Genomic DNA, 23,741 nt, shown 5'->3' with positions numbered 1-23,741 from the left:
TGGTGTTACAAAAGACGCTCGTCATGTTACCAGAAACTATTGCCGTCCAAGCAACTCCTTCAAGAGATCATCATCATCATCTGCCCTGGAGTGAGGCGGCGGCGCGGGCGGTGACGTGCCTTTCGAGGAAGATGGGCGTACAGGAACACGGCGTGTCGTCCCAGTTTCAACGGTTGGCGAGCCATCTTGAGCCAGAGGTTGGGCTGGATCAGGCGGTGGTGTTGAAGCGGCAAACCGTTCGTGGGCTGTGCGGCGATGGCGATAGCCCTGCCGACTCAGGCGGCGACGATAGTTCTGCCAATCGTTGATAGCCATGACGATCAAGGCGATGAGCGCAATCACGAGTCCTGCAATCACCACAAAGGCAAACCAACCGGGTGAACCTGCGGTTGCTTGAGCGAGGGTTTCAACAAGCCCATCAGAGCCTGGTTGAACCACAGCCGTCTCTGGTAACGGTGAAGCAGAGGCGGCAGGTTGACTCAATGCTCCTGGGGTGGACAGTTCACCGAGCTTTGGGCAGAGCAGCGCAGCGCCACCGAGGGCACGAAGTTCAGCCCCAAGCAGCCCTGCGCGCACTTGATCAGAGAGTGGGGCATCGGGAGAGACACCGGTTGCCAATTCAAAGCGGGCACGTTCAAAATACTGAACCGTCGTCGGAACCCCGGTCGTCGGATGGTCTTCATTGAGCGAACCACTAATTGGATAGCCAAAGATATTCAATCCGCCATACTCCAGATAAAAAGCACGAAAACGGGGATCAGCAAACGCATCACGAGCCTCAAGATCAGTGCGACGCTCGACCGGCAAACCAGGATAGCGCCGCTGGAAGATTGCGGTACCAAGCTGCGTACCGACGACCCGATAGGGCCAGGGCTGTTGGGCGTGCCATTCGAGGCGTTGGCGCTCGGTGTAGAACACGGGCACAGTTGTGGCGCAATCACCTCCTGGCTCAAGCGTGACGTCACCAATAGGCAAGCCCAGAACGGCAATGGCATCGGTCAGTGAGCGGGGTGCGAGGCCCCCAAGCGTCTGATAATGCTGCGCGAAATCGCCGACGATGGGATGCATGGGAGCTTCGGCCAGGCGCACCTCTGGGCAGACCTCAATGCGCATGCCTGGTTCAGGTGGCGAGGCAGGAACCTGGCGTGTGCCGGTGGGATCGCGCATAATGGTGCGCACATGGTCCATCACCCGCTCGTCCTCACCGGGGCGCAGAGGGGCCGGCCGCGTATCGGCTTCGATATGGATCGTTGGCAAATACCGATACCCGGTAACCCGGACGGATCCATCGCTAGCGCGGGCGAGGCCGACATAGAAGATGACCGACGTAGCGGCAAACGCCTCTGCTTGAAAGGCCCCCTGTGACGCCAGGAAATTGGCGAGCGAATAGATTACCAGGGTCGCACGGTCGCCATTGACCAACAGATCGACTGGTTGCAACGTATGGGGCTGGGCCCCGAGGATCACATCGGCCCCAGCCGCAGCGAGACTTCGGGCGGCTTCGATCTGGCTCTCGTGGGGATAGAACTGATACTCGAAGCCCCAGTGGGGAGCGACGATCACCAGATCTGTTTCGCGGGCCGCCTGCGCCACTGCATCAAGGACACTCTGGCGCACCCCGCCTTGCTCACCATACGCATTGCCCTGATAGAGTAAATTGACCTGTTGAAACGGGTCGGGAATACCATTGGTACCCCAGGTCGCCGCGATAAAACCAATAGTTATGCTCACCCCATCACGGGTCAAGGTCAGCGGCAGATAGGGCGGGCGTTCAGTCGCCGTACTCTGTACCGCCCCGTGATGGGCAAGACCATTGGCATCGAGCACATCGAGGGTCGCGTCGAGGCCTTGGGGTCCGCGATCGAGGATATGATTATTGGCAGTCGAGACGAGATCGATCCCGGCATTGCGGAGGGCTGTAGCGAGGGCCGGATTATAGTTAAAGGCGGGATAGCCGGTATAGCCAGCGCCAGCCAACATGGCACCATCAAAATTGGTGTAGGCGAGATCGGCGGCCTGTAAAAAGGGACGCACCGCATCAAAGAGCACATCGTACCCTAGCATCTCACCGACGGCCTGAATATTCTCGTGGGGGAAGGTATCACCGGTGGCGGCGAGGGTGAAATGGATCTCGTCACCACGGCCACACTGATTGACCGTCGTGAGGGGCCGATCTAGCCCGTCGCTGCGCTGGGCCGCCACAGGATACGGCGCGACCAGCAGCAGCAGGACGAGTAAGATAAGGCTTTGGCTGGTGAGAGGGTGTTTATTGCACATACATGCTATAATACCACAAGGCTCAACTGGAAGGCCGCTTATCCGTGTCTGTTCTATAATACACCCATGAGTCTTCGTCGTGTACAGTACCTTGCGCTGATGCTTGTCCCACTTGCCGTGCTGGTCATGGTTGTGCAAGCTTTTTCAGGCAGCCGAGCGACCCTCTCACGGTGGGGGGTTGCGTCAACCGAACAGGGTTCGCGCGTGGCCGACGCGCTGGTGGGCCGCGCCGACGCGGTGGTTGGGATAATGCAACCGACAGCGCACGAGCAACTTGAAGCCTTCAACCGTGACAGCAGCCTGCAAGAGCAGGTCGCTGAGGGGCGGGTGGAATGGTACCGGCGACCAGTGGGTGGTGGCGAACTGGCCTACATTGTTGTGCGGCTTGACGAGATGGTGCATCTCGAACTGATTACGGCCGATGGTGCGGTACCTGGCAGTGATGAGCATGGTGACACCATCTGGTTGGATCGGCAACACCACCTTGCCACGGTGGCGACGATGGCCAATGCCCCGTATGCGCAGCGCGAAGGGCTGGAACTGCTCGCCGCGATGGCCTTTGGCTTTCACGGGGCTGCCCGCACGTCCAATGAAGGGAGTGTCGTGATCAACGGGGTGATCCACCGGGTCAACGCAGGGCGAGGGGTGCTGTGCGTCACCTATGACCAGCGGGCGCTGATTGGTTTGTTTGATGCGAAGGCACTTGCCACGTGTTGGCAGGCTGTCGGTGGGGGGCCGGTGATCCTCTGGGAGGGCAAGATTGCCAATCCTGAGCGCATTGAACCTGGTGACGGCGAGCTTCCGTTTAACCCGTTGAACGAAGATTTTGTGCAACTCGACTGGCGGATCATGATCTATCAGGGCACCTATCCGAAAACGGCTGTCTGTGTCGGTGATCTGCCCAACGGGCACTCGTTTGTGGTCTTGGCGAACAGTCGGGGAATCACCGGGGTCGAGCTAGCGCAGGCACTGCGGGCGATGGGATGCCGAGATGCCCTTGGTGGTGACGACGACACCTCGACGCAGGCGACCTGGCGCGGGCAACCGATCTGGCCCGGTTCACCACGCGCCGTCCCTGATGCGCTCGGGGTGTACGTGCGTTGACCCGTATTGATGCAAAGGCGCAGAGGCTCTAAGTTTTGACACATCAACACCCAAAGCTTTGCATCTTCGCGCCTTTTTTGCAAGATACTGGCGCTAGCATCACTGCCCAACGAGTTGGCTGCGGACAAGTTGCAGCGCCCAGGATGAGGTAGTGATGGCATACTGATCGCCGGGAAGCCCGACGGTGGTCAGGTTTTCGTCGAGGGTATAGCGCTCAACATCTTCAGGCGAAAAATTACGAAAAGCCCAGGCCAGACCGATCATCTCTTCAAGAGAAAAATCGGTCACAAGATGATCACGTAAAGCGGTACTCAAATCAGAAAGCATCTCGGCCTGGACAATAATATTTTGGTCGCGCACCCGGCTCATGGTCGCCCGAATAACTTCTTGCTGGCGGCGTGAGCGAGCATAGTCACTGTCGGAATGCCGAATACGGCTATAGATTAGAGCCGAATACCCGTCCATCCATTGTGGCCCTGGCAAGAAATGGGCAACCATATAACCATAATCAATGGTTGGGTACATTGGATCGTAGAGTTCCGTTTCGACATTGATCTCAATGCCGCCAATTGCATCAATCGCGGTCATAAAAGCCTGGAAATCGGCGCGCACGACATAGTCGATGGGGAGATCGAGGAGGTTGCTGACCGTTTTGCGGGCAAGCTCGATACCCGAACCAGCCCCAGGTTCAAGATCGCTGTAGGCCGTCATCGCATTGATGCGTGCCCAGCCATAGCCCGGGATTTCCACAATAAGATCGCGGGGGAGCGAGAGCAGGGCGATCCGCTGGGTATCAGGCTCAACCCGTACGATCATAATCGCATCAGAACGATTCTGCCACCCTTCACCGGGACGCCGGTCGCTGCCAAGCAGCAAAATATGCTGTGGCTGCGTGCTGGCCGGCACGACATTGATTGTTGGGATCAGGGTAGGCAGTGGCACCGTGCCATCAATGGTTGGAAGCCTGATGGGGGTCGGGCTCAAGTCTGGCGGTGACGGATCAGTTGTTGGTGAAGGCACTATCACAATCCCGGCATCAGGTTCCAGCGAAGGCACAAGATAGGGAACTGCGGTCGCTTGCATGGGGAGGCTCGAAGGGGTCATCAGTGCCAGGGCGGTCGCAATCGCCATTTCGGTTGCCGCAATGTCAACCGCAGGGGTCGGCGTTGGTGAAGAAAAAAACGGTTCAGTGGCACCCGCGTTTGTGGTGGCAAGGGTCGTTGGAGCTGTGAAGCCCGAGGACTCGGGAGGAACAACGAGGGGAGGCGTGACTGCACGAGGTGCCGCAGGGTCCACTTGCATGGCTGTTACATTCTCACGAATCGTATAGGCGGCACGGGTCACTCGTCCGGCCAGGAAGCCCATGCTCAAGGCGAAGGCACCAAGAAGACTTATGACGACATAGGTAAGCCAGGGTGGCGGGCGCCGGTTTGGCGGCAACCCTGCCCGACGGCGCCTGAGCGGTGGCGGTGATTCAGGGCTATCCATGAGAAGCGCAGTGAGGAGATCGGAGGCATCGTGCTCGTTTGGGTTTACGTCGGGTGTCGGCACGGGATTTTCGAGCGGGCGGGTCGTCGGCGCATTCGTGTGAGGGGCGGGTACGTCTGTGTAGGTTGTCGATCCGTCGGGGCTGAGGGGTGATGCGGTTGGTGTCGGGGTTTCGAGTGGGCGAACTGTCGGCGCTTCGCGGTGAGCCACTGATGTACCCAAGGTGGTGGGCGCGGGCGGGGTCATGACCCGTGGGCGCACTAGGGGCGTGATACGTGCAAGATAGGCACGACACTCAGGACACTGGGCGATATGAAAACCAAGTTGTTTTCGCTGTTGGTTTGTCGATCCAGGTCGAACACCTGAATCGATCAAGCTCTGCGCCTCACGACACTCCATAACTGACAATCCTGCTGCTTGTGGATGGATTAGACAAGGTTGCAAGGTACCTTAGAGTCTGTTCAGTATATCATTTTCCGACAAAATCTGGTATGATAACCACATTTCAATGCCGACTGATGTGCAAGAAGGAGTGCATATGCGTCTCCAGACATGGGTGTTTGTGCTGCTGATGGTGGCAATGGCTGCCAGTGTGGGGCCTGTCCAGGCCCAGACAGGCCCCAACAATGTTGTGTCAGTTCGTTTCGATGAGAAACGGCCGCCGGATCTGTTGAGTGAAGAAGAGGTTGAACGTATCGCACGACTTCAGGGTGAGACTGTCTACACCTTGCCGTCAAGTCCAGTGAGCCCTGATGATCAGACCATTCTCTTTACATCGAATGAGACGATCGGCTTTTTGAACATTCAGGATGGATCGACCATCGTCATTGATCCAGAGATCTTCGGGCCATTTATCCCCCTCCCCTTGCTTGGGTTTTCTGATTTTGCCTGGCTTGACAACGAGACGCTGGGTTCAGTTGCGCTGGACATGCGTGCCTTTGAGCCTGAAGATGCGTTTGTGAAACTGGGGATCAATCGGTCTACGCTTGAGTTGAGTGTGATGCCGCTGAGTTTGCCTGTTAATACGGGGCTTGTCTCAATTTCACCAGACCTGAACCGCTTCTTGCTGGTACTCTTTCCTGAGCAAGAAGAGGGCGAGGAGAATTTTTCCAAGCCAGTACGGGTGCGCATTGGACACCCGCGACCCGCAAGTACGATGGTGACGGATCGTCCGGTTGCACCTGCGGCGATGCAGGGGCGCATTGCTCAGGCGCAGCGCCAGCATGCGGTCGCGTTGCAGCGTATGTGGATGATGCAAGAGGGTGATGAAACCGAGACGGTGGCGGTCACGCCAACCTCGCTTGATCTGCTGCTCTATACCGTTGATGAGGGTTCGCGGTATGTGACGACCATTGATATTGCCTCGGCGCTGGCAAGTGCCGTCTGGACACCCGATGGCAACCAGTTGGCGTTTTCGATTTACGGGTTGGGCGATTTTGAGGATCAGCGTTTTATCTTTGATGGTGCTCTGCTCTCAGAAGAGGTCTACCGTGACGTGACCGGCAATTTGCCCCCGTCGATCAATCCGGTGTTGCAGCATAACAATACGTATGTAATGGATACGGTGAGTGGTGCCGTGCAGCTTTTGCAGCCCGACAAAGGGGCTGCCGCGCCACCGGTGCTCTTTGCGAGCGACTGGTCGCCTGATGGTCAGGTATTGCTGGTCGAGGCCTGGCACCCGGCACGGATCCGTGGGCGCACGCACCCTATCTATGCATTGCAGTTCAGTGAGCGACTTTCGTACCGCTTCTATGATCGCCAACTCAGTGAACTGGGGCGGTTTGAAAATAACCTCTTTAGCAGCGCGGCCTTTGCGAGTGTCGTCGGTGAAATGGTTTCGCAGGACGAACTTCTCTTCCGTGCCGCCCGTGGGACGGATCGCCATGTCTATTACTACAATCGGCGCAGTGGCGAGCTACGAAACCTGTCGAATCGTGCGGGGGCTTATTACAATGTCTTTACCACGAACCGTAGCCGACAGATCGTCTTTACGCACACCTCGTTTACCGAGCCGCCCGATATCTATCGGATGGGTTGGGATGGCCGCGGTCTGGCCCGCCTGACCTGGACGGGCGAAGAGTTGCGCGAGTTTGCGAATCTGCGCCAGGATCCGGTCAGTTTCCGGCTTGCGAGTGGGCAGACGCGGGTTGGGGTGCTGATTCAGCCGGCTGGAGCAGCCTTCCCGCCGCGCAATGTGCCAATTATCGTGTGGCAACAGGGCGGCCCTGGGGTGGCGATGGTCAACCGGTGGTTGACGAATGTGGAAGATCCGTATGCATTGCTACCGAGTATGGGCTTTGCCTTGCTGGTGACCCCAGTGGCGGGGCGGCCTGGGTATACACCTGCCGTCTTTAATAGTCTCGTTGATGGTAGCAACTTTGGCGCGACCGATATTGACGAACAAGCTGCGATTGTGCGCGAGATGATCAGCCGCGGCTGGACGAGCCAGGGCAAGGTGGGCATTACGGGTTGTTCGTACGGCGGCTACTTTACCTTGCAGAGCATTGTCCGCTACCCGACGCTCTATAGTGCGGCCAATCCACAGTGTGCGCTGATTGATACGATCACCGAGTGGAATCGTGGGTATGCCTCGCTGATGCCGCATCTGATGGGGTTGCCACCCTTTAATATCCCGCAAGAGTATCAGAACGACTCGCCATCGTACAATGTCAACCGTATCCGCACACCTGTCCTGACCTTCCACGGTACAAATGATTTCCTGCCGATTGTGCAGAACGAGAATTTGCATCTGCAACTGGTCAACCGCAAGGTGCCGGCACGGATGGTCAAGTTCATTGGTGAGGGTCATGGCCTCAGTGATGAGGCGAATCAGCTGTATGCGGCGCAGGAGCAAGTAAGTTGGTTCCGGCAGTACTTGCGTTAAGTCGGTCGTTGGTAAAGGCAACCGTTGAAGGACAGGTCAACTGTGCGCAGTGTGCCACAGTTGACCTGTCAATTGTGAGGTACCACGATGTGCCAGGTGAACAGATGCGCGAACTGGTGGCAATGGCGATGGACGATGGTGATGCTGGGGCTTGTGTTGGTGCTGAGTGGTTGTGGGTTTGGGGGAGGCACACCGACACCAACCCCTGAGCAGACGACGCCCGCGCCGCCACGACGAACGATCACGATTCTGAGCCCGACAACAGATGCTACGGTGACCAGCCCGATTGTGGTCACTGGTGAAGTGACGATCATGCCCTTTGAGGCCAATCTGAACTACCGCCTCTTTGGGCCGGGCGGAGGTTTGCTGGCCGAGGGCTTCTTTACGGCGCAGGCACGTGGAGAAGATCTGGGGGGGCCAGGGGTCTTTGCTGGTGAAATCCCCTACACCCTTGAGCAGGGTGGGCCGGGGCGGATCGAGGTGCTTGAATTTAGTATGGCCGATGGTTCGACCATGGCGATTGCCTCGGTTTCGGTGAATCTGAGTCCGTCAAATGGTTCGACGGGGGAAGGTGAACCGACCCCTGAGCCACAGGCCCAGGCGATTATGATTGACTCACCGCCACCAGGGACAACTGTTGGCAGCCCGGTAACAATTGCGGGACGCACGACGGTGCCACCGGCGGGCAACAGTCTGACGTTTGTGATGCGTGATGCCGCAGGCACCATCATTGGCAATGGGGTGTTCCCGGTGAGTATTACCGCCGAGGGACAGGGCAATTTTACCGCTTCCATTGGCTTCAATCCTCCCCTGGCGGGTGGGGCAGTGACGCTCGAAGTGCTTGAGCCAGGCGCACCGGGGGCACCGGCCGTGGCAAGCACGCAACTGACGATGGTGGTTGCGCCGCCTCAGGCGATCGTGATCGAGTCACCACCGCCTGGAACAACTGTGGGCAGCCCTGTCACCTTAACCGGGCGCACGGCACGTTTCCCCTTCCAGGGCAACCTGCTCTACCGGGTCTTTGATGCGGCTGGCCGCGATCTGGGCAATGGCTTCTTCCCGGTGCTCGGGGCCGAGGGTGGGCCAGCGATTTTCAATGCGTCAGTCACGTTTAATTTGCCAGTGACTGGCGGACGGATCACGGTTGAAATTGCCGATCAGAATGCAAGCACCAACGAAATTATTGCTTCGGCACGGCTCGACCTGAATGTCGCACCGCAGGCGCAGGCGATCATTATCGAGTCACCGCCTGCGGGAACAACGGTGGGCAGCCCGATGACGATTGCTGGACGTACGGTTCAGTTGCCACCCAACAGTCAGTTGACCTTCCGGGTACGTGACGTCAATGGACAGCAACTTGGTACCGGGCAGTTTGGCGTCAGCGGCTCGCAAGAGGGTGGTGGTCGTTTTAATAGCCAGATCTTCTTCAACCTGCCGCCGGGCGGTGGGGCGATCAACCTCGAAGTGCTTGAGCTTGACCCCAACAACGGTCAGGTGATGACGAGTGTGACGCTGCCGCTCAATGTGGCCGGCCCACCGACACCAACGGCGACGCCAGCCCCTACAGCGACGCCAGCCCCCACAGCGACGCCCGTTCCACCGCCGACGCGCCAGGCGATCACGATTGAGACCCCGCCAACCGGGACAACTGTTGGCAGTCCAGTCGTCATTACCGGGCGAGCGGCGCTCTATCCGCAATTCCGCGAGCTCTACTATGTGGTACGCACCCTGACCCGTGAGACGCTTGGGCAGGGGAGTTTCCCGGTCGCGGGGCAGGCGGGGCAGTTCAATGTCCCCTTTGCGGCCTCGTTGAACTTTACCGAGCCGGTGCAGGGCGGGGCGATTGCGGTCGAGATCTATGATCGCGACGGGGCCGGGCAGATCATCGCGAGTGCGATTGTGCAGTTGCAGGTCAACCCACGAGCGCAACCGCCGACGCCAACGAGCATCGGGCCAGCGGGGGATCAGCAAGTGATCAAGGTCACCTCACCGGTGACCGATACGGTTGTGGGTAGCCCGGCCATTTTTGATGGCACGACAGCACTGGCACCCTTCCAGAGTCGACTGGTCTACACGGTCACTGATGCGGCGGGCAACGAACTTGGCAAAGGCGAGTTGAGTGTCCGCGAGGTACCGGGGAGCGGGTTTGTCTTTAGTGGGCCGGTGCTCTTTACGGAGCCACCAGCGGGAGGCGAGATCACGGTACGGCTGGCTGACCAAAATGACCGGATGCTGGTGCCGCTTGCTGAAACGAGCATCAGATTAGTGGTGGCCCCGCCACCACAGCCACGGGCACCTTGATGGATGGGCGCAAAAAATGCCAGCTTTGCTGGCATTTTTTGCGATGAGGAGCGTTTGCAAGCAGAACCAGGGCCGCGGCCCTGGTTCTGCTTGCGCCAAGCGAGGCAGACGCAATGGTATAATCGGCCTCGACAGGGCTTACGAGCGGGTGCCTATGATCAGCGAGAGGAGCGAGACCAGAGAATGCCCAAGCGTAACGATCTTACCACTATTTTGATTATCGGGTCGGGGCCGATTGTGATCGGTCAGGCCTGTGAGTTCGACTATTCGGGTGCTCAGGCGTGCAAAGCCTTGCGGGAAGAGGGCTATCGGGTTGTGCTGGTCAACTCAAATCCCGCGACGATTATGACCGATCCGGGGCTGGCCGATGCGACCTATATTGAGCCGCTGACCGTGGCGAGTGTTGAACGCATTATTGCCCGCGAGCGTCCTGATGCGCTCTTGCCAACGGTTGGTGGTCAGACGGCGCTCAACCTGGCGGTCGATCTGCACGAGGCCGGCGTGCTTGAGCGCTATGGCGTTGAGTTAATCGGGGCCTCGGTCGAGGCGGTACGCATTGCCGAAGATCGTCAGCGCTTCAAAGACAAGATGATCGAGATCGGGTTACAGGTGCCTCGCTCGGGCACCGCGCATAGCGTTGATGAAGCCATGGCGCTGATCGGTCAGGTGGGCTTTCCGGCGATCATTCGCCCTTCGTTTACCCTTGGTGGGGCTGGTGGTGGCATTGCCTACAACCTCGAAGAGTTCAAAGAGATTGTTGAACGTGGCCTCGATGCTTCACCTGTCAATCAAGTCTTGATCGAAGAGAGCGTGCTCGGTTGGAAGGAATTCGAGCTTGAGGTGATGCGCGATCGGATGGACAACGGGGTGATCATCTGCTCGATTGAGAACATTGACCCGATGGGTGTGCATACGGGTGACTCGGTGACGGTTGCCCCGGCGATGACCCTGACCGACCGTGAATACCAGCAACTGCGTGATCAGGCGCTGGCGGTGTTGCGTGCGGTTGGCGTCGAGACGGGTGGCTCGAATGTGCAATTTGCGGTGAGCCCGACTGACGGGCGCATCTATGTGATCGAGATGAATCCGCGGGTATCGCGTTCATCGGCCCTTGCCTCGAAAGCGACCGGCTTCCCGATTGCCAAAATTGCCGCCAAGCTCGCGATTGGCTATACGCTCGACGAACTCCCGAATGATATTACGCGGGAAACCCCGGCGAGTTTTGAACCAACGCTTGACTATGTGGTGGTGAAGATCCCGCGCTGGACCTTTGAGAAATTCCCGCAGGCTGATCAGACCCTGACGACAAGTATGAAATCGGTTGGGGAAGTGATGGCGATCGGGCGCACCTTTGCCGAGGCTTTTCAGAAAGCCTGGCGCTCGCTCGAGCAGGGACGCCTGGGTTGGGGGGCCGATGGCAAAGACCAGATCAACCCCGAGCGCTTGCGCGAGCGGCTGATCACGCCCAATCCTGAGCGCTACTTTTATCTGCGCTACGCCCTGCAGAGTGGCATGAATGTCGCGCAAATCAATGCCCTGACCCATATCGACCCCTGGTTCCTGGAACAGTTCGAGCAGATCGTCAACCTCGAAGGGCGTCTGCGCGCCTTTGATCTCGGCAATGTCCCGGCTGACCTGCTGCGTCAGGCGAAACGGATGGGCTTCGGTGACGCACAACTTGCCTATTTGCTGCGTGCGCCGAGGCTGCGGCATCTCTGGGACGCTGAACTTGCCGTACGAGCGCGACGCAAGGAGGTGGGGATTTTTCCTACGTTTCACCGGGTTGACACATGTGCCGCCGAGTTTCCCGCATTCACGCCCTATCTCTATTCAAGCTATGAAAGCGAAGACGAGGCTGAACCAAGCACACGCAAAAAGGTGATCATCCTCGGGTCGGGGCCGAATCGCATTGGGCAAGGCATCGAATTTGACTATTGCTGTGTCCACGCCGTCTTTGGCTTGCGGAGCATCGGCTACGAGACGATTATGGTCAACTGTAACCCGGAGACAGTCTCGACCGATTATGATACAGCTGATCGGCTCTATTTTGAGCCATTAACGCTGGAAGATGTGCTGAACATTGTTGATCTGGAAGAACCAGATGGTGTGCTGGTACAATTTGGTGGGCAAACACCATTGAAACTGGCTCGGGCCCTCGAGGCTGCTGGTGTGCCCATTTGGGGAACCGCGCCCGACTCGATTGACCTTGCCGAGGATCGCGATCGGTTTGGGGCGCTGCTTGGGCGGCTCGACATACCGGCGCCTGCGCATGGCAGTGCCACCTCGGGCGAAGAAGCCTTGGAAGTTGCCCGCACCATCAGCTACCCGGTGGTTGTGCGGCCCTCGTATGTGCTGGGAGGGCGGGCAATGGCGATTGTCTATGACGATGCAACGCTCGAACGCTACATGCGCGAAGCGGTTGACGCTTCACCTGAGCATCCCGTCCTGATCGACCGTTTCCTCGAAGACGCCTTCGAAATGGATGTAGATTGTGTCGCCGATGGTAGTGAAGTTGTGATTGCAGGCATTATGGAGCAGATCGAGCTTGCCGGGGTGCATAGTGGCGACAGTGCGTGTGTCATCCCGACCTATATGGTGGCCCCGGAACATGTTGCCATGATGCAATCCTATACGGTTCAACTAGCCCGGGCACTTGGGGTCGTCGGTTTAATGAATGTCCAGTATGCCATGAAAGACGGCATTGTCTATGTGCTGGAAGTGAATCCGCGGGCATCACGCACGATCCCCTTTGTGGCCAAAGCGACGGGGACACCGTGGGCGCAGATTGCGGCGCAATGTGCGGGCGGGGCGCAACTGCGGCTTGATGATCAGCACCTGCACGTCATGGTACCGGGTGAGATCGAGCCGGTGATCAGTCACAAGCTTGACACGGGTGAACACAACCAGAAATACCACGTCAAAGAAGTTGTCTTGCCGTGGGCACGGTTCCCTGGGGTAGACACCCTGCTTGGCCCCGAGATGCGCTCGACGGGGGAAGCTATGGGCAGCGGAGCCACGTTTGGCGAGGCTTTTGCCAAGGCGCAACTGGGGTGTGGTCAGGATCTTCCGCTCAGTGGCAAGGCCTTTTTGAGTGTCAATGATCGCGACAAAGCCTCGTTGCTGCCGATTGCCCGCGACCTTGCGGCGATGGGCTTTGAACTCCTGGCGACTGGAGGCACGGCGGCGGCTCTGCGCGAGCACGGCCTGACGGTAACTTCGATTTACAAGGTGAACGAAGGGCGACCGAACGCAGTTGACTATGTCAAAAACAACGAGATTGCGCTGATTGTCAATACGCCCCTCGGCAAAGCGAGTTTCTTTGACGAAGTTGCGATCAGGCGTGCCGCGATCACCTATGGGGTACCAATGCTAACGACCCTGTCGGGGGCTGCTGCCGCTGTGCAGGCTATCCGTGCCCTGGCCGACGATGTCTGGACTGTTCATAGCTTGCAGGAGCGCATGTAGGCTGACGATGCCTAAACATTACTGGATCTCTGCGCAGTGCTTGGTGCTGAACGGAAGGGTTTGTGACGTACGTTTGCTGACCTTCCTGGGTGCGCGGGCGTCCCGCCAGCTTCGCGAGCAAAAGTGGGCGGGACGCCCGCGTACCCAGGGCGCGAACTATCAGAAAACTTTTGTTACACACCACTGAAAGCATTGCGCAGACTACCCTTATAGATAAGCCCGATGATGATGTCTCCCATCCTTCGGTATCTTCGGTACCTCCAGATCGGCGCCGTTGCCTTTGCGATCAGCATCAGCCTACTCGCGCTAGTAGGCTGGATCGCCGATCTTCCTCTGCTGGCACAATTGCACCCGGCCTTACCCCCACTGAGACCGTTGAATGCTGGGATGTTGCTGATCGCAACCTTGATGCTGGTCGTGCCAGGACGTCTGACGCGCCTCCTGGCAGGTGTGATGATTGGCAGTGCCGTTGTCCTTGGCGTGCTCTATCTCAGCACCTTCTTGTGGGATGGTCTAGTGCCAGTGTTTGAGGTGGGCTCGACTGGCTCACCGCTTGCGTTTGTGCCGATGGTCATCTTGACGATCCTGCTTGTCGGGTTAGCACTGTTTTTACGCGAAAACGCAACCGAGCGCAACCTTCGGCTGGCGCAACTCTGTGCCCTGGGTCTAGCCGCGTATGGGCTGATTGCCATTATGAGCTTTCTGCCCGTCATCGATGGGATGAGCATGCGGCCACTTGCGCGTGGCACGTCGTTGCATGGTTCAGTGGCTGTCTTGTTGCTGGCGCTCGCCGGGCTGACGATGGCCCCTGACCGTGGGTTTATGGCTTTGGGCTTCAGTGAGAGTCAGGGTGGACAGATCCTGCGACGACTTGTGGCTGGGAGCTTTATCCTCTTGCTAATTGCGTGGGTCGTGGCCTGGATCACCTGGCGGACAGGTTTTAGCGGAGCGATCCTGGGCTTGATCATCGTGATCATGGGCAACCTGATCCTCTTTTACCAGGTGGCGCACGCCTTTGATCGAGCCGATCAGGAACGAACACAGGCTGAAAAGCGACTCGAGGTGCTGAATCGCGACCTGGAGTACCTCGTGAGCGAGCGTACCGATGACCTGGAGGAGCGCGAAGCGCAGCTTGGGGCGATTGGCGACAACCTGCCGGGCGTGATGCTCTATCAAAAACTGGTCGTTGACAATGGACCCGGACGTTTCACCTATGTCAGTGCCGGTGTTGCGCAACTGTCGGGCTCTACGCCAGCGCAGGCGCTCAACAAGCCAGAACTTCTCTACGAGTTACTGGTTCCCGAAGATCGCCAGCGGCTGTATGAGGCCGAGCAACAGGCCCGCGCCGCCTTTGCCCCGGTGGATATCGAGGTGTGGAAAATGACCCCGTGGGGCGAGCGGTGGAGTCGGATCCGCCAACGACCGCGGCGGCTTGATGCACACCATGTGCTGTGGGATGGCATCGAGATGGATATTACGAGCCAGAAGCAGGCGCAGCTCAAGGTCGAACAGGATCGGCGCTATCAAGCTGCGCTCTTTGCATGCTCGCAGATCTTGATTCGACTGGTCAATACGTCGGCAGAGCGCGAGCAGGTGCTGCGTGAAGCCCTGGGATGCTTGCTTGACGGCATTGAGGTTGATCGCATTGTCTTGCTACGGGGCGTGCGCGATCCCGCGTTAGGCCTTTGCCTTGATCAAACGATCACGATAGCGCGCCCTGCCTTTTTGCTGCCCCCGCATCAAGCGTTGCCCCGCCTGCCCTGGAACAAAATCCCCGCGCAGTTCCGGATTGATCCGCGTCAGGGCAGAGCGGTCAGTGGCACGATCGAGAGCCTACGCACCCAGGCACCAGAGTTAGCGACGTTGATGGAGCCGCTTGGCATCACCTCGTTTCTCTTTTTGGCGATGCAGACCGGGGAAGAGCTTGCCGGTGCCCTTGGCTTTTACCATTGCACGACCGCCCAGCGTTGGCAGGAACAGGATCACATCTTGTTGCAACTGGCAACCGGGCTGATCGGCAGTACCTTGCGACGCTGGAAGAACGAAGAGGAACTCCGCGAGCGCGAAAGTCTGTTGCGGACACTCTTTGACATCTTGCCCGTTGGCGTCTCGATTGTTGACCCGAGACGACGGCCCATTCAGCTTAATCGTACCGTTGGACAGATTCTGGGGATGGAGGTGAGCGAAATACTGGCCGGGGGCTACCGGCAGATTCAATATATTTACCCGGATGGCACTCCGATACCCTTCGACGCTTTTCCAACGATCCGTGCGGCCAACGGTGAGATCGTGCGTGACGCCGAAATTGGCATCATCCGGACGGATGGCAAGCTGCGCTGGACAAGCATCAGCGCCGCACCGTTGCCCGTTGCGGGAATGGGGGCGGCCATTGTCACGCTCGACATCAGCGCACGCAAGGAGAGTGAAGCCCAACGCGAACTCATCCAGCGCAAGCTGCTGGAAGCGCAACGGCTCGAGAGTCTCGCCATCCTGGCGGGCGGCATTGCCCACGATTTTAACAATATCCTCTCGACCATCCTGGGCTACGCCGAGCTTGCCCGTTTCGACACACCGCCGGGGAGTGAGGTTCACGACAGCCTGAATGCAATTATGTTGGGGGCACGCCGTGCCGCCGAACTGACCGCACAGATGCTTGCGTATGCAGGGCGTGGGGCATTTCATCTTGTCCCGGTTGACCTCAACCTCATTGTGCGCGAACAGAGCGAACTAATCAGCCTCACGCTCCCACATACCATTGCGATCCACTACCGCCTCGAACCTGATCTCCCCATGATCTACGCCGATGAAACCCAGCTACGCCAGATGCTGCGGAGTCTGCTGACCAACGCGATTGAAGCGCTTGAGGTAGTGCAGCATGGGGTGATTACCGTAAGCACAGGCCAGTGGGATGTAACCGAAGCGATCCTAAGGCAAGCCAGTATCAATGCCGCCGAGCCGGGCCGCTATGCCTACCTAGAGGTTCACGACACCGGGTGCGGGATCGAAGCAGGAGCCCTTCGTCGTATTTTTGACCCCTTTTTTAGTACCAAGTTCACCGGCAGAGGCCTTGGTCTGGCTGCGGTGCAGGGCATCGTGCAGGCGCACCACGGGGCGTTAAGCGTGGAGAGCGAGCCTGCGCAGGGGAGTCGCTTTCGGATTTGCCTGCCATTTGCCACCAATGAGTAAGTGCCGGGCGGTGGGGGCACGGGCAAGCCGTGCCCGTACGGGGCGGTGGGGGCACGGGCAAGCCGTGCCCGTACGGCGGCGGCGGGGGCACGGCGCGGCGGGGCAGTCCATAGCCCGCCCGTTGCCCAAACGCCCCTGCCATCGCTGCTGCGCCCCCGGCCCTCCGGTGATGTTACCCGCGCCTGATGACAGCCGATTGCGGCGACGGAGCCGATCCACGCCCACGGCAGGACGGGCACGGGGGGATCATCGCGACGGGGCCGATCCCGCACCCACGGCAGGGCGCAGCAGCAAACAGAGGTCGTTGTGGTTGACGGGGGGCGCAGCCGCAAACAGGATGCGTGGCGATTGACGCGGGGCGCATGGGCTGCTGCGCCCCTACGGGTGCGTAACGCGGTGGTGGATCACGACGCTGGGATGGATGCGTTGCCGGGCGTAGGGGCGCAGCAGCCCATAGCCCGCCCGTTGGCCGAACGCCCCTGTCTGCGGCTGCGCCCCCGGCCTCGGCAATGGTTGCGCCAAATGGCGAGCGGCTTTATACTGACACCGTGTGTACAACTGGAGAGACAAGCATGAATTATGCGTTAGAACGCTTTACAACTGAGGTTCGCGAGGCGATTGCGGCAACCGGTCAGGCTGAAGTGGGCCAGATCGAGTTGACGACGCCTAGGCCCAATATTCCGGCGGATCTGGCCTTTCCGACCTTTCGCCTGGCGAAAGAACGGGGTCTGGTCGCTCCACAATTAGCCGCCGATCTTGCGGCAGCGATCCGGGTGGGCGACAATAGTCTCATTGGCAAGGTGGAGGCTGTCGGGCCATTTTTGAACTTTAGCATGCACCCTGAACGCCTGGCTGTTGCGGTGGTAAGCGAGATTCTTGCGACAGGAACGTGTTATGGCACCCATCGCGATGGGCACGCTCAGCGGGTTGTGGTTGATTATTCGGCCCCGAATATTGCGAAACGCATGCATGTTGGGCATATCCGCTCGACCATCATTGGGCAGGCGATTGTCAATCTTTATCGTGCCCTGGGGTACGAGGTCATTGGCGATAATCATCTGGGGGATTGGGGCAAACAGTTTGGGGTTGTGTTGGCATCGGTTGAGCATGAAGGTAAGCCCGAGGGTGTTGGCGAAGCCGCGTTGGAGGCGCTCGAGGCCCAGTACGCCCGTTTTGCCGCTGCCGCTAAAGATGATCTCACTCTCGACGAGCTTGCCCGTCAATGGTCACTGCGCCTTGAACAGGGCGACCCGCAGGCCCGTGAGCTCTGGCAGTGGAGCGTTGATCTCACGATGGAAGCAGCCCAGCGCAACTATGATCGGCTTGGCGTCAAGATCGATCATGCCTATGGCGAGAGTTTCTATGAGCCAATGCTGGCCGGGGTGATCCAGGAAGCCCTTGCTTGCGGGGTGGCTTATCGTGACGCAGGTGGGGCGGTGGTGATCGAGAACCTGCAGAACCTGCCCACCTTTTTGCTGCAGCGCAGTGATAGCGGCACTCTCTATATGACGCGCGATGTGGCGACCATCGTCTTTCGTATGCGCGAGTTTAGCCCCCAGAAGATTGTCTATGTCGTTGGTGAACCGCAGGCCCTACATTTGCGTCAGCTCTTTGCGTTGATCCGGGCGATGGGGTACGCGGCAGGAGTGGAATTGACTCACATCGCCTTTGGCACGGTCTTTGATGCCCAAGGGCAGCCGCTCTCGACGCGCCGGGGCAATATGGTCTATCTCGAAGCGCTGCTCGATGATGCAGTGCGCCGGGCACGGGCGGTGGTTGAGCACAAGAGCCCCGATCTGCCAGAGGCCGAAAAGGATGCTGTGGCTGAAGCTGTCGGCGTCGGGGCTGTGGTCTATAATGATCTCTATCAAGATCCCAAGCGCAATATTACGCTCGATTGGGAGCGGATGCTGGCAACCGAGGGCAATAGCGCCACGTATTTGCAGTATAGCTATGCCCGTTGTCGTTCGCTCTTGCGGCGAGCACGTGAGGATGGCGGTGAAGGGCCGAGCGGCGAGCTTGCCTTGCTGGTACATCCCTCTGAGGTACGTCTGATTAAACATCTGGCCCGGCTCCCCGAGGCTGTACGCGAGGCAGGGGCGCGCTATGCGCCGTTTGTCGTAGCCGATTGGTGTTATACCACGGCGCGTGAGTTTGGCGTCTTTTTTGAACAGTGCCCTGTCCTCAAGGCGGAAACACCGCTGTTGCGGGGTGCCCGTTTAAGCCTCGTCGCCGCCACTGCGCAGGCGTTGCACAATGGTCTGAGCTTGCTTGGCATTCAAGCCCCAGAGCGGATGTGATATGGATATCCTACGTTCGATCCGTGCGGTTCTCTTCGATATGGACGGCGTGCTCTACCGGGGCAAGCAGGTGCTGCCCGGGGTACACGAACTGCTGAATTGGCTCGATCAGCGCTCGTTTAGCTATGGCTGCATTACCAATAATGCCTCGCTGACCCCGGCGCAGTATGCCAATAAACTTGCGGCGATGGGCATCACTATGCCGCCCGACCGCGTCATTACCTCGGCGGTGGCGACAGGTCGTTATTTGCGTATGACCTATCCTCTGGGGACGCGGGTGTTTGTGGTGGGCATGGAGGGTTTGCGCGAGGCGGTTTTTGGTGACGGCTATTTTGTGGAAGATACCGTCTTGCCTGAACTCGTGGTGCAGGGGGCCGATTTCGCCCTCACCTATGAGACCCTGCGTCAGGCGACCCTCTTTATTCGGGGCGGGGCGACCTATATCGCCACCAACCCGGATAAGACATTTCCGTCGGAAGAGGGCTTGATTCCGGGGGCAGGGGCGGTGACTGCGGCGCTTGTTGCGGCGACTGACGTGGCACCGGTGGTGATCGGTAAACCGCAGCCGACGATGTTTGCAATCGGGGCTGCCATGCTTGGAAGTGCGGTTGAGCAGACGCTGGTCGTTGGTGATCGCCTTGATACGGATATTGCCGGTGCGCTCGCCGCAGGCATGCCCTCGGTGCTGGTGTTGACCGGGGTCAGTGGACGCGAAGAAGCCACAACAGGCCCGATCAAGCCTGATGTGATCATCGCCGATCTTCCTGCGTTATTGTCAAGTTGGTGTGCATTGTGAGAAGCAGGTTGCGACCACGATCTTCGTTGATGGCGTCAATGTTCCTCGTCGCGTATGATCGTGCGACGGTCTTGACGATGCTGCGCGATTGGACGCCCCAGCAGCTACGTGATGCGTTGCGGTCGGGAACCTTTGGCAGTTCACTCTCGGCCATTGAGGCCCGTGAGCTTGATCGGCTGCTGACCGATTGGATGCAGCGTGCGCTTGGCGCGATGCCGTTGCGTGATGCATTGATGGTTGATGCGCAACGTAGTCATCGGGTGCATACGTTGATATGCATTGGCCTGACGGTTGCGTACGAATCTGTGCCTGTTGCCTACGCCTCGTGTTTGCCTGCCACCTCGGGTGAACTGACGGCCCTGCCAGATCAAGTAGCTGGGCTTCCCGCCATGCAAGCAATTGTGGAAGAGGCTCGCACACAGGGACTGGCCCTCGCTCTGATCAAGGCAACCGATGGCTATCCATACCCTGATCAACTCGAACAACTGGTTCCTCCGCCACCTGCCGACCCGTATGCGGCACCGCTCTTTGAGCAACCAACGGGTTGGCGGCGCCGCATTGCCCTCTTGTTGGTTGTGGCTGGGGTTGCGCTTTTGAGCCTACCCCTGCTGCTGGGGCGCATTCCCGAGCATCCAGCGGGTGTGCCACTCGCGCTATTGACCCTGGGTCTGCTGGTTGGCATTCGTGCCGGCATCGCGGGCTTTGCCGGTGGCGTCTGCATCTGGCTGGTCGCAAATTTACCCAATTTTCATCATGATGCGCCGATCTTCGAATTGCTTTGGCCGGCGCTTCCTTTGATGTTGTTGGGCTTATTCTTGCTTGGGCTTGATCGCCGGGTACGGGGTATGTGGCGCTTGGTACAGCAGCAATTTGGTGCTTCGCGCTCATAACAGATCTGGGGGCGCAGCCTCCAGGAATTTTGCGACAACAAGCAAGGGTTGTTAGGGTGCCAACCCTCCCCTTCTGGTATCAACCAGGCCCGCATCGACATCCCCTGCTGTCACTTTAGCGCATAATGGGTGCCAGCCCTAGCCTTCTGGTATCACCCAGGCCAGCGTAGCTGGCCTGGGTGATAGCTTTACCCGCCACCAAAGATCAAATAGATCACCGACGGCAACATCACCAGCAAAGCCACCGCAATGACGAGAAACCGGCGTAGGCGATCGGAAAGACCCGGGGTCGCCTCAATTGCAGCGATCACCACCGAAGCCAGCAAGAGGACATAGAGCACATAGAGACGCATATCTTTTCCTTATTGCAAACCGAGCGTCATCAACGCATAGAGCGAAATACCACCGACAAATAAGACCCCAGCAAAACCTGGTTCGCCCTCTTTATTCGCTTCGGGGATCATCCCCTGGGTAATCGTCGTGATCAAAAAACCGGAAGCGAGGGCCACCAGGATCAGTCGTACCTCGAGGGATTGATTGCGCAAGACCAGATAGCCAATCATGGCCCCACCAATGATGGCGGCAATAAAGAGAAACGAGAGGAACCGGCGGCGCTGACGAGGAACGCCCTCGCGTTTGGCCGTCGCCGTAATGACAAACGCAAGCGGTGCCGTGCTGATTGACATACCGAGGGCGAGCAACAGACCAGTCTTGATGGTCAACGTTGAGCCGATGCCAATGACAATGCCATCAATCAGCAGATCAACGAGAATGCCAATATAGAGACCGAGCGAAGCAGAATGATCCTGGGCAAGATCAGGTTTGCTAAGCGCCCAGGCCGAGACATATTCAAGCATAACGTAGAGCAGGCCGCCCACAAAAAACGCCCCGAGCACCCATGTCAGTGGGCCGAGACGAATTGCAGGCGGCATCAGACTAAAGGCGACGAGCGCCATAATCACGCCTGCCGCAAACTGAAGGGTTGCACTAATGACCAGATGGGGAACATCAAGCGCCTCGGCAAGCGGGGCACCAAGATAGGTGAAGAAAGCGGCAAGACTGGCAATGATGAGGACAAGTTGAAATTCAGTCATGATCCTCTGGCGCAGCAGCCAGCGAAACTGACGACTGCGCCCCGCGGACAAAAACTCTTACACATTGACAGGGTAGCCTGGGCCAAGGGGAATGCCAAGCAAGAACCAGATGATAAAGAGCAGGATCCAGGTGATGGCGATGACCAGTGTATAGGGGATCATCAACGCGATTACGGTGCCAAGGCCGGCGTCTTTCTGATACTTCTGGGCCACGGTGACAATGAAGGGCAGATAGACCATCAAAGGGGTGAGCACATTGGTCGGCGAGTCACCAATGCGATAGGCTGCCAGCACGGTCTGTGGGGCTACTTCAAGACGAATAAAGAGTGGAATAAAGATCGGGGCAAAGATGGCCCACTTTGGCACCACACCCGGGATGATAAAGTTGAGCATGATAATGACGAGAATCATGCCAACAAGCAAGGGCAATGCCCCAATATTGGCTTGTTCAAGTGCATTGGCCAGCACGACCGCAATCACGCGGGGCAGATTGGTATAGTTGAAGAAGGCGATGAACTGACTGATCATCAGCAGCATAAAGATTAGCCCCGAAAGACCGGCAAAGGTCTTGGTAACGGCACTAATCACATCATTGCTGCTCTTGATTGTCTTCGCTCCGAGCCCATAGCCAATGCCTGAAATAAGAAAGATGAGCGAGATAATGAAAATGAGGCTATCCATAAAGGGCGTAGTACCGATCAGATTGCCGGTCACGGGGTGACGCAGCGGGGCACCGGGTGGCAGCGAGAGCAACAGCACACCACCAAAAACAATCAGAAAGCCATAGAGCGCATATTGCAAGCCCCGTGCCTCAGCTTTGGCAGCCTCGGGATCAAGGTCATTATCACCGATCAAGCCTTCGCCCTCGTACTTGCCGAGTCGCGGCTCGATGATGCGCTCGGTGACAATGACCGCGACAACGCTCAAGATCAGGGTTGAGGCCACACTGAAGAAGTAGTTGGCCGTCACCGTAATCGGCGTGCCGCCGGCAAGCCCAATGGCCTCATTGGTAATCTCGGTGATCATGCTATCAACGGGCGTAATGAGCAGATTGACCGCGAAGATCGCGCTGACGCCAGCGAAAGCTGCCGCCATCCCGGCTAGCGGGTGACGCCCCAGGGTGAGGAAGGCCGTTGCCCCAAGCGGGATGAGGATCAAGTACCCAGCATCAGAAGCGACACTCGAGAGCACGCCGACGAGGATCAGAATGAAGGCGATGAGATTGCGTGGGGCCACCTTGACCAGCTTGCGGATCAGGGCCGCCATCATGCCAGCCTGTTCGGCAACACCGACGCCGGCCATCGCGACCAGGGTGACCGCAACGACCCCAAACCCGGCAAAGTTGGCGACAAACGACGAGAAGACAAAACGTAACCCAGGAACCGTCAGAAGGCTCTGGATAGGAATCGTCTGCTCTTCAATAATGAATTCGGGAATGTAGGCAGGTTGCCCCGTATACACATCATAGGCAACGATCGAACCACCGAGCGCATCACGCACATCGCGCAAGACCTCAATTGGCACCGGTACCGCAATCTCTTCGGTCACGCTGACCCCGAACATATAGAGGATCTGCGAGAGGACCGCAATAATCGCGATCAGATAGAGGAACATAATGACTGGATGGGGGACTTTATTGCCCACCTTTTCAATGCCATCCAGCAATTTCTGCACAAATCCACCCTCACCTGGTTCTTTTGACTTGGCCGTTTCTGCAGCCATTGATGCCTCCTAACGATGATCTGATCCGTAAACTTGCCGTGTCATGCTGAGTAGAACGAAGCCTTGCTGCCGTGGGAGCGCGAGAAACCCTTCACTCTGTTGCGCTCTGCTCCTAAGACAAGGTTCGTAGGCACTTGACAGTTTGCGCCCTACGTAGTGGTAGTGCCGACTTTAGTCGACCTCAGCCGACCACGAATGCTGATAACGAATAAACGAATATGGGCTGCTCCATGC

The 23,741-nt window shown here is 58.2% G+C and carries 13 protein-coding genes; 8 read left to right on the top strand and 5 right to left on the bottom strand.

Annotation, left to right across the window (positions count from 1 at the left end):
- Window positions 1-36: 36 nt before the first annotated feature.
- The gene (locus EKD05_RS03670; protein ID WP_129671027.1) at window positions 37-2,277 is read right to left on the bottom strand and encodes a CapA family protein; all 2,241 of its coding nucleotides are present in this window, start codon (window positions 2,275-2,277) and stop codon (window positions 37-39) included.
- Window positions 2,278-2,343: 66 nt separating this feature from the next.
- Here EKD05_RS03670 and EKD05_RS03665 point away from each other — a divergent pair, with 66 nt between their 5' ends.
- Window positions 2,344-3,381, top strand: coding sequence for a phosphodiester glycosidase family protein (locus EKD05_RS03665; protein ID WP_129671025.1), 1,038 nt, complete (start codon window positions 2,344-2,346; stop codon window positions 3,379-3,381).
- Between the two features lie 99 nt (window positions 3,382-3,480).
- Here EKD05_RS03665 and EKD05_RS03660 read toward each other — a convergent pair whose 3' ends face one another.
- Complete coding sequence (locus EKD05_RS03660) at window positions 3,481-5,268, bottom strand: LCP family protein (RefSeq protein ID WP_129671023.1); 1,788 nt, start codon at window positions 5,266-5,268, stop codon at window positions 3,481-3,483.
- A gap of 139 nt (window positions 5,269-5,407) precedes the next feature.
- On the opposite strand from EKD05_RS03660, the gene EKD05_RS03655 reads away from it, so the two are divergent.
- The 7 genes from EKD05_RS03655 (at window position 5,408) to EKD05_RS03625 (ending at window position 20,691) form a co-directional block, all read left to right on the top strand.
- Complete coding sequence (locus EKD05_RS03655) at window positions 5,408-7,753, top strand: prolyl oligopeptidase family serine peptidase (RefSeq protein ID WP_129671021.1); 2,346 nt, start codon at window positions 5,408-5,410, stop codon at window positions 7,751-7,753.
- A gap of 135 nt (window positions 7,754-7,888) precedes the next feature.
- Complete coding sequence (locus EKD05_RS03650) at window positions 7,889-10,054, top strand: Gmad2 immunoglobulin-like domain-containing protein (RefSeq protein WP_165360575.1); 2,166 nt, start codon at window positions 7,889-7,891, stop codon at window positions 10,052-10,054.
- A gap of 183 nt (window positions 10,055-10,237) precedes the next feature.
- Window positions 10,238-13,519: a carbamoyl-phosphate synthase large subunit gene (carB, locus tag EKD05_RS03645; protein ID WP_129671017.1), complete on the top strand. Its 3,282-nt coding sequence runs from the start codon at window positions 10,238-10,240 to the stop codon at window positions 13,517-13,519.
- Between the two features lie 222 nt (window positions 13,520-13,741).
- The gene (locus tag EKD05_RS03640) at window positions 13,742-16,705 is read left to right on the top strand and encodes an ATP-binding protein (RefSeq protein ID WP_129671015.1); all 2,964 of its coding nucleotides are present in this window, start codon (window positions 13,742-13,744) and stop codon (window positions 16,703-16,705) included.
- 572 nt (window positions 16,706-17,277) lie between these two features.
- Window positions 17,278-19,005, top strand: a complete 1,728-nt coding sequence (gene argS / locus EKD05_RS03635; protein WP_129671013.1) for an arginine--tRNA ligase — start codon at window positions 17,278-17,280, stop codon at window positions 19,003-19,005.
- 1 nt (window position 19,006) lies between these two features.
- Window positions 19,007-19,801 carry an HAD-IIA family hydrolase gene (locus EKD05_RS03630; protein ID WP_129671011.1) on the top strand — a complete coding sequence of 265 codons (795 nt, stop codon included), beginning with the start codon at window positions 19,007-19,009 and terminating at the stop codon, window positions 19,799-19,801.
- Window positions 19,802-19,830: 29 nt separating this feature from the next.
- Window positions 19,831-20,691: a hypothetical protein gene (locus EKD05_RS03625; RefSeq protein WP_129671009.1), complete on the top strand. Its 861-nt coding sequence runs from the start codon at window positions 19,831-19,833 to the stop codon at window positions 20,689-20,691.
- 188 nt (window positions 20,692-20,879) lie between these two features.
- Here EKD05_RS03625 and EKD05_RS25650 read toward each other — a convergent pair whose 3' ends face one another.
- Genes EKD05_RS25650 through EKD05_RS03615 form a run of 3 tightly spaced genes read right to left on the bottom strand, consistent with a single transcriptional unit; the run spans window position 20,880 to window position 23,507 of the window.
- Window positions 20,880-21,044 (bottom strand): hypothetical protein, encoded by a 165-nt coding sequence (locus tag EKD05_RS25650; protein ID WP_165360574.1) that lies wholly within the window; start codon window positions 21,042-21,044, stop codon window positions 20,880-20,882.
- Between the two features lie 9 nt (window positions 21,045-21,053).
- Window positions 21,054-21,785: a ZIP family metal transporter gene (locus EKD05_RS03620; RefSeq protein ID WP_129671007.1), complete on the bottom strand. Its 732-nt coding sequence runs from the start codon at window positions 21,783-21,785 to the stop codon at window positions 21,054-21,056.
- A 57-nt stretch (window positions 21,786-21,842) separates the two neighbouring features.
- Window positions 21,843-23,507 (bottom strand): AbgT family transporter, encoded by a 1,665-nt coding sequence (locus EKD05_RS03615; RefSeq protein ID WP_129671005.1) that lies wholly within the window; start codon window positions 23,505-23,507, stop codon window positions 21,843-21,845.
- Window positions 23,508-23,741 lie beyond the last annotated feature (234 nt).

Source organism: Candidatus Chloroploca sp. Khr17, from assembly GCF_004138165.1.
In the GTDB taxonomy this organism is placed as follows: domain Bacteria; phylum Chloroflexota; class Chloroflexia; order Chloroflexales; family Chloroflexaceae; genus Chloroploca.
This window is presented reverse-complemented; position numbering and strand designations above follow the sequence as displayed.

What these genes read in the sequence shown, in the direction of transcription:
- EKD05_RS03670 (WP_129671027.1), bottom strand. Translation starts at nt 2,277, where the DNA reads ATGTGCAATAAACACCCTCTCACCAGCCAAAGCCTTATCTTACTCGTC.
- EKD05_RS03665 (WP_129671025.1), top strand. Translation starts at nt 2,344, where the DNA reads ATGAGTCTTCGTCGTGTACAGTACCTTGCGCTGATGCTTGTCCCACTT.
- EKD05_RS03660 (WP_129671023.1), bottom strand. Translation starts at nt 5,268, where the DNA reads ATGGAGTGTCGTGAGGCGCAGAGCTTGATCGATTCAGGTGTTCGACCT.
- EKD05_RS03655 (WP_129671021.1), top strand. Translation starts at nt 5,408, where the DNA reads ATGCGTCTCCAGACATGGGTGTTTGTGCTGCTGATGGTGGCAATGGCT.
- EKD05_RS03650 (WP_165360575.1), top strand. Translation starts at nt 7,889, where the DNA reads ATGGTGATGCTGGGGCTTGTGTTGGTGCTGAGTGGTTGTGGGTTTGGG.
- carB (WP_129671017.1), top strand. Translation starts at nt 10,238, where the DNA reads ATGCCCAAGCGTAACGATCTTACCACTATTTTGATTATCGGGTCGGGG.
- EKD05_RS03640 (WP_129671015.1), top strand. Translation starts at nt 13,742, where the DNA reads ATGATGATGTCTCCCATCCTTCGGTATCTTCGGTACCTCCAGATCGGC.
- argS (WP_129671013.1), top strand. Translation starts at nt 17,278, where the DNA reads ATGAATTATGCGTTAGAACGCTTTACAACTGAGGTTCGCGAGGCGATT.
- EKD05_RS03630 (WP_129671011.1), top strand. Translation starts at nt 19,007, where the DNA reads ATGGATATCCTACGTTCGATCCGTGCGGTTCTCTTCGATATGGACGGC.
- EKD05_RS03625 (WP_129671009.1), top strand. Translation starts at nt 19,831, where the DNA reads ATGGCGTCAATGTTCCTCGTCGCGTATGATCGTGCGACGGTCTTGACG.
- EKD05_RS25650 (WP_165360574.1), bottom strand. Translation starts at nt 21,044, where the DNA reads ATGCGTCTCTATGTGCTCTATGTCCTCTTGCTGGCTTCGGTGGTGATC.
- EKD05_RS03620 (WP_129671007.1), bottom strand. Translation starts at nt 21,785, where the DNA reads ATGACTGAATTTCAACTTGTCCTCATCATTGCCAGTCTTGCCGCTTTC.
- EKD05_RS03615 (WP_129671005.1), bottom strand. Translation starts at nt 23,507, where the DNA reads ATGGCTGCAGAAACGGCCAAGTCAAAAGAACCAGGTGAGGGTGGATTT.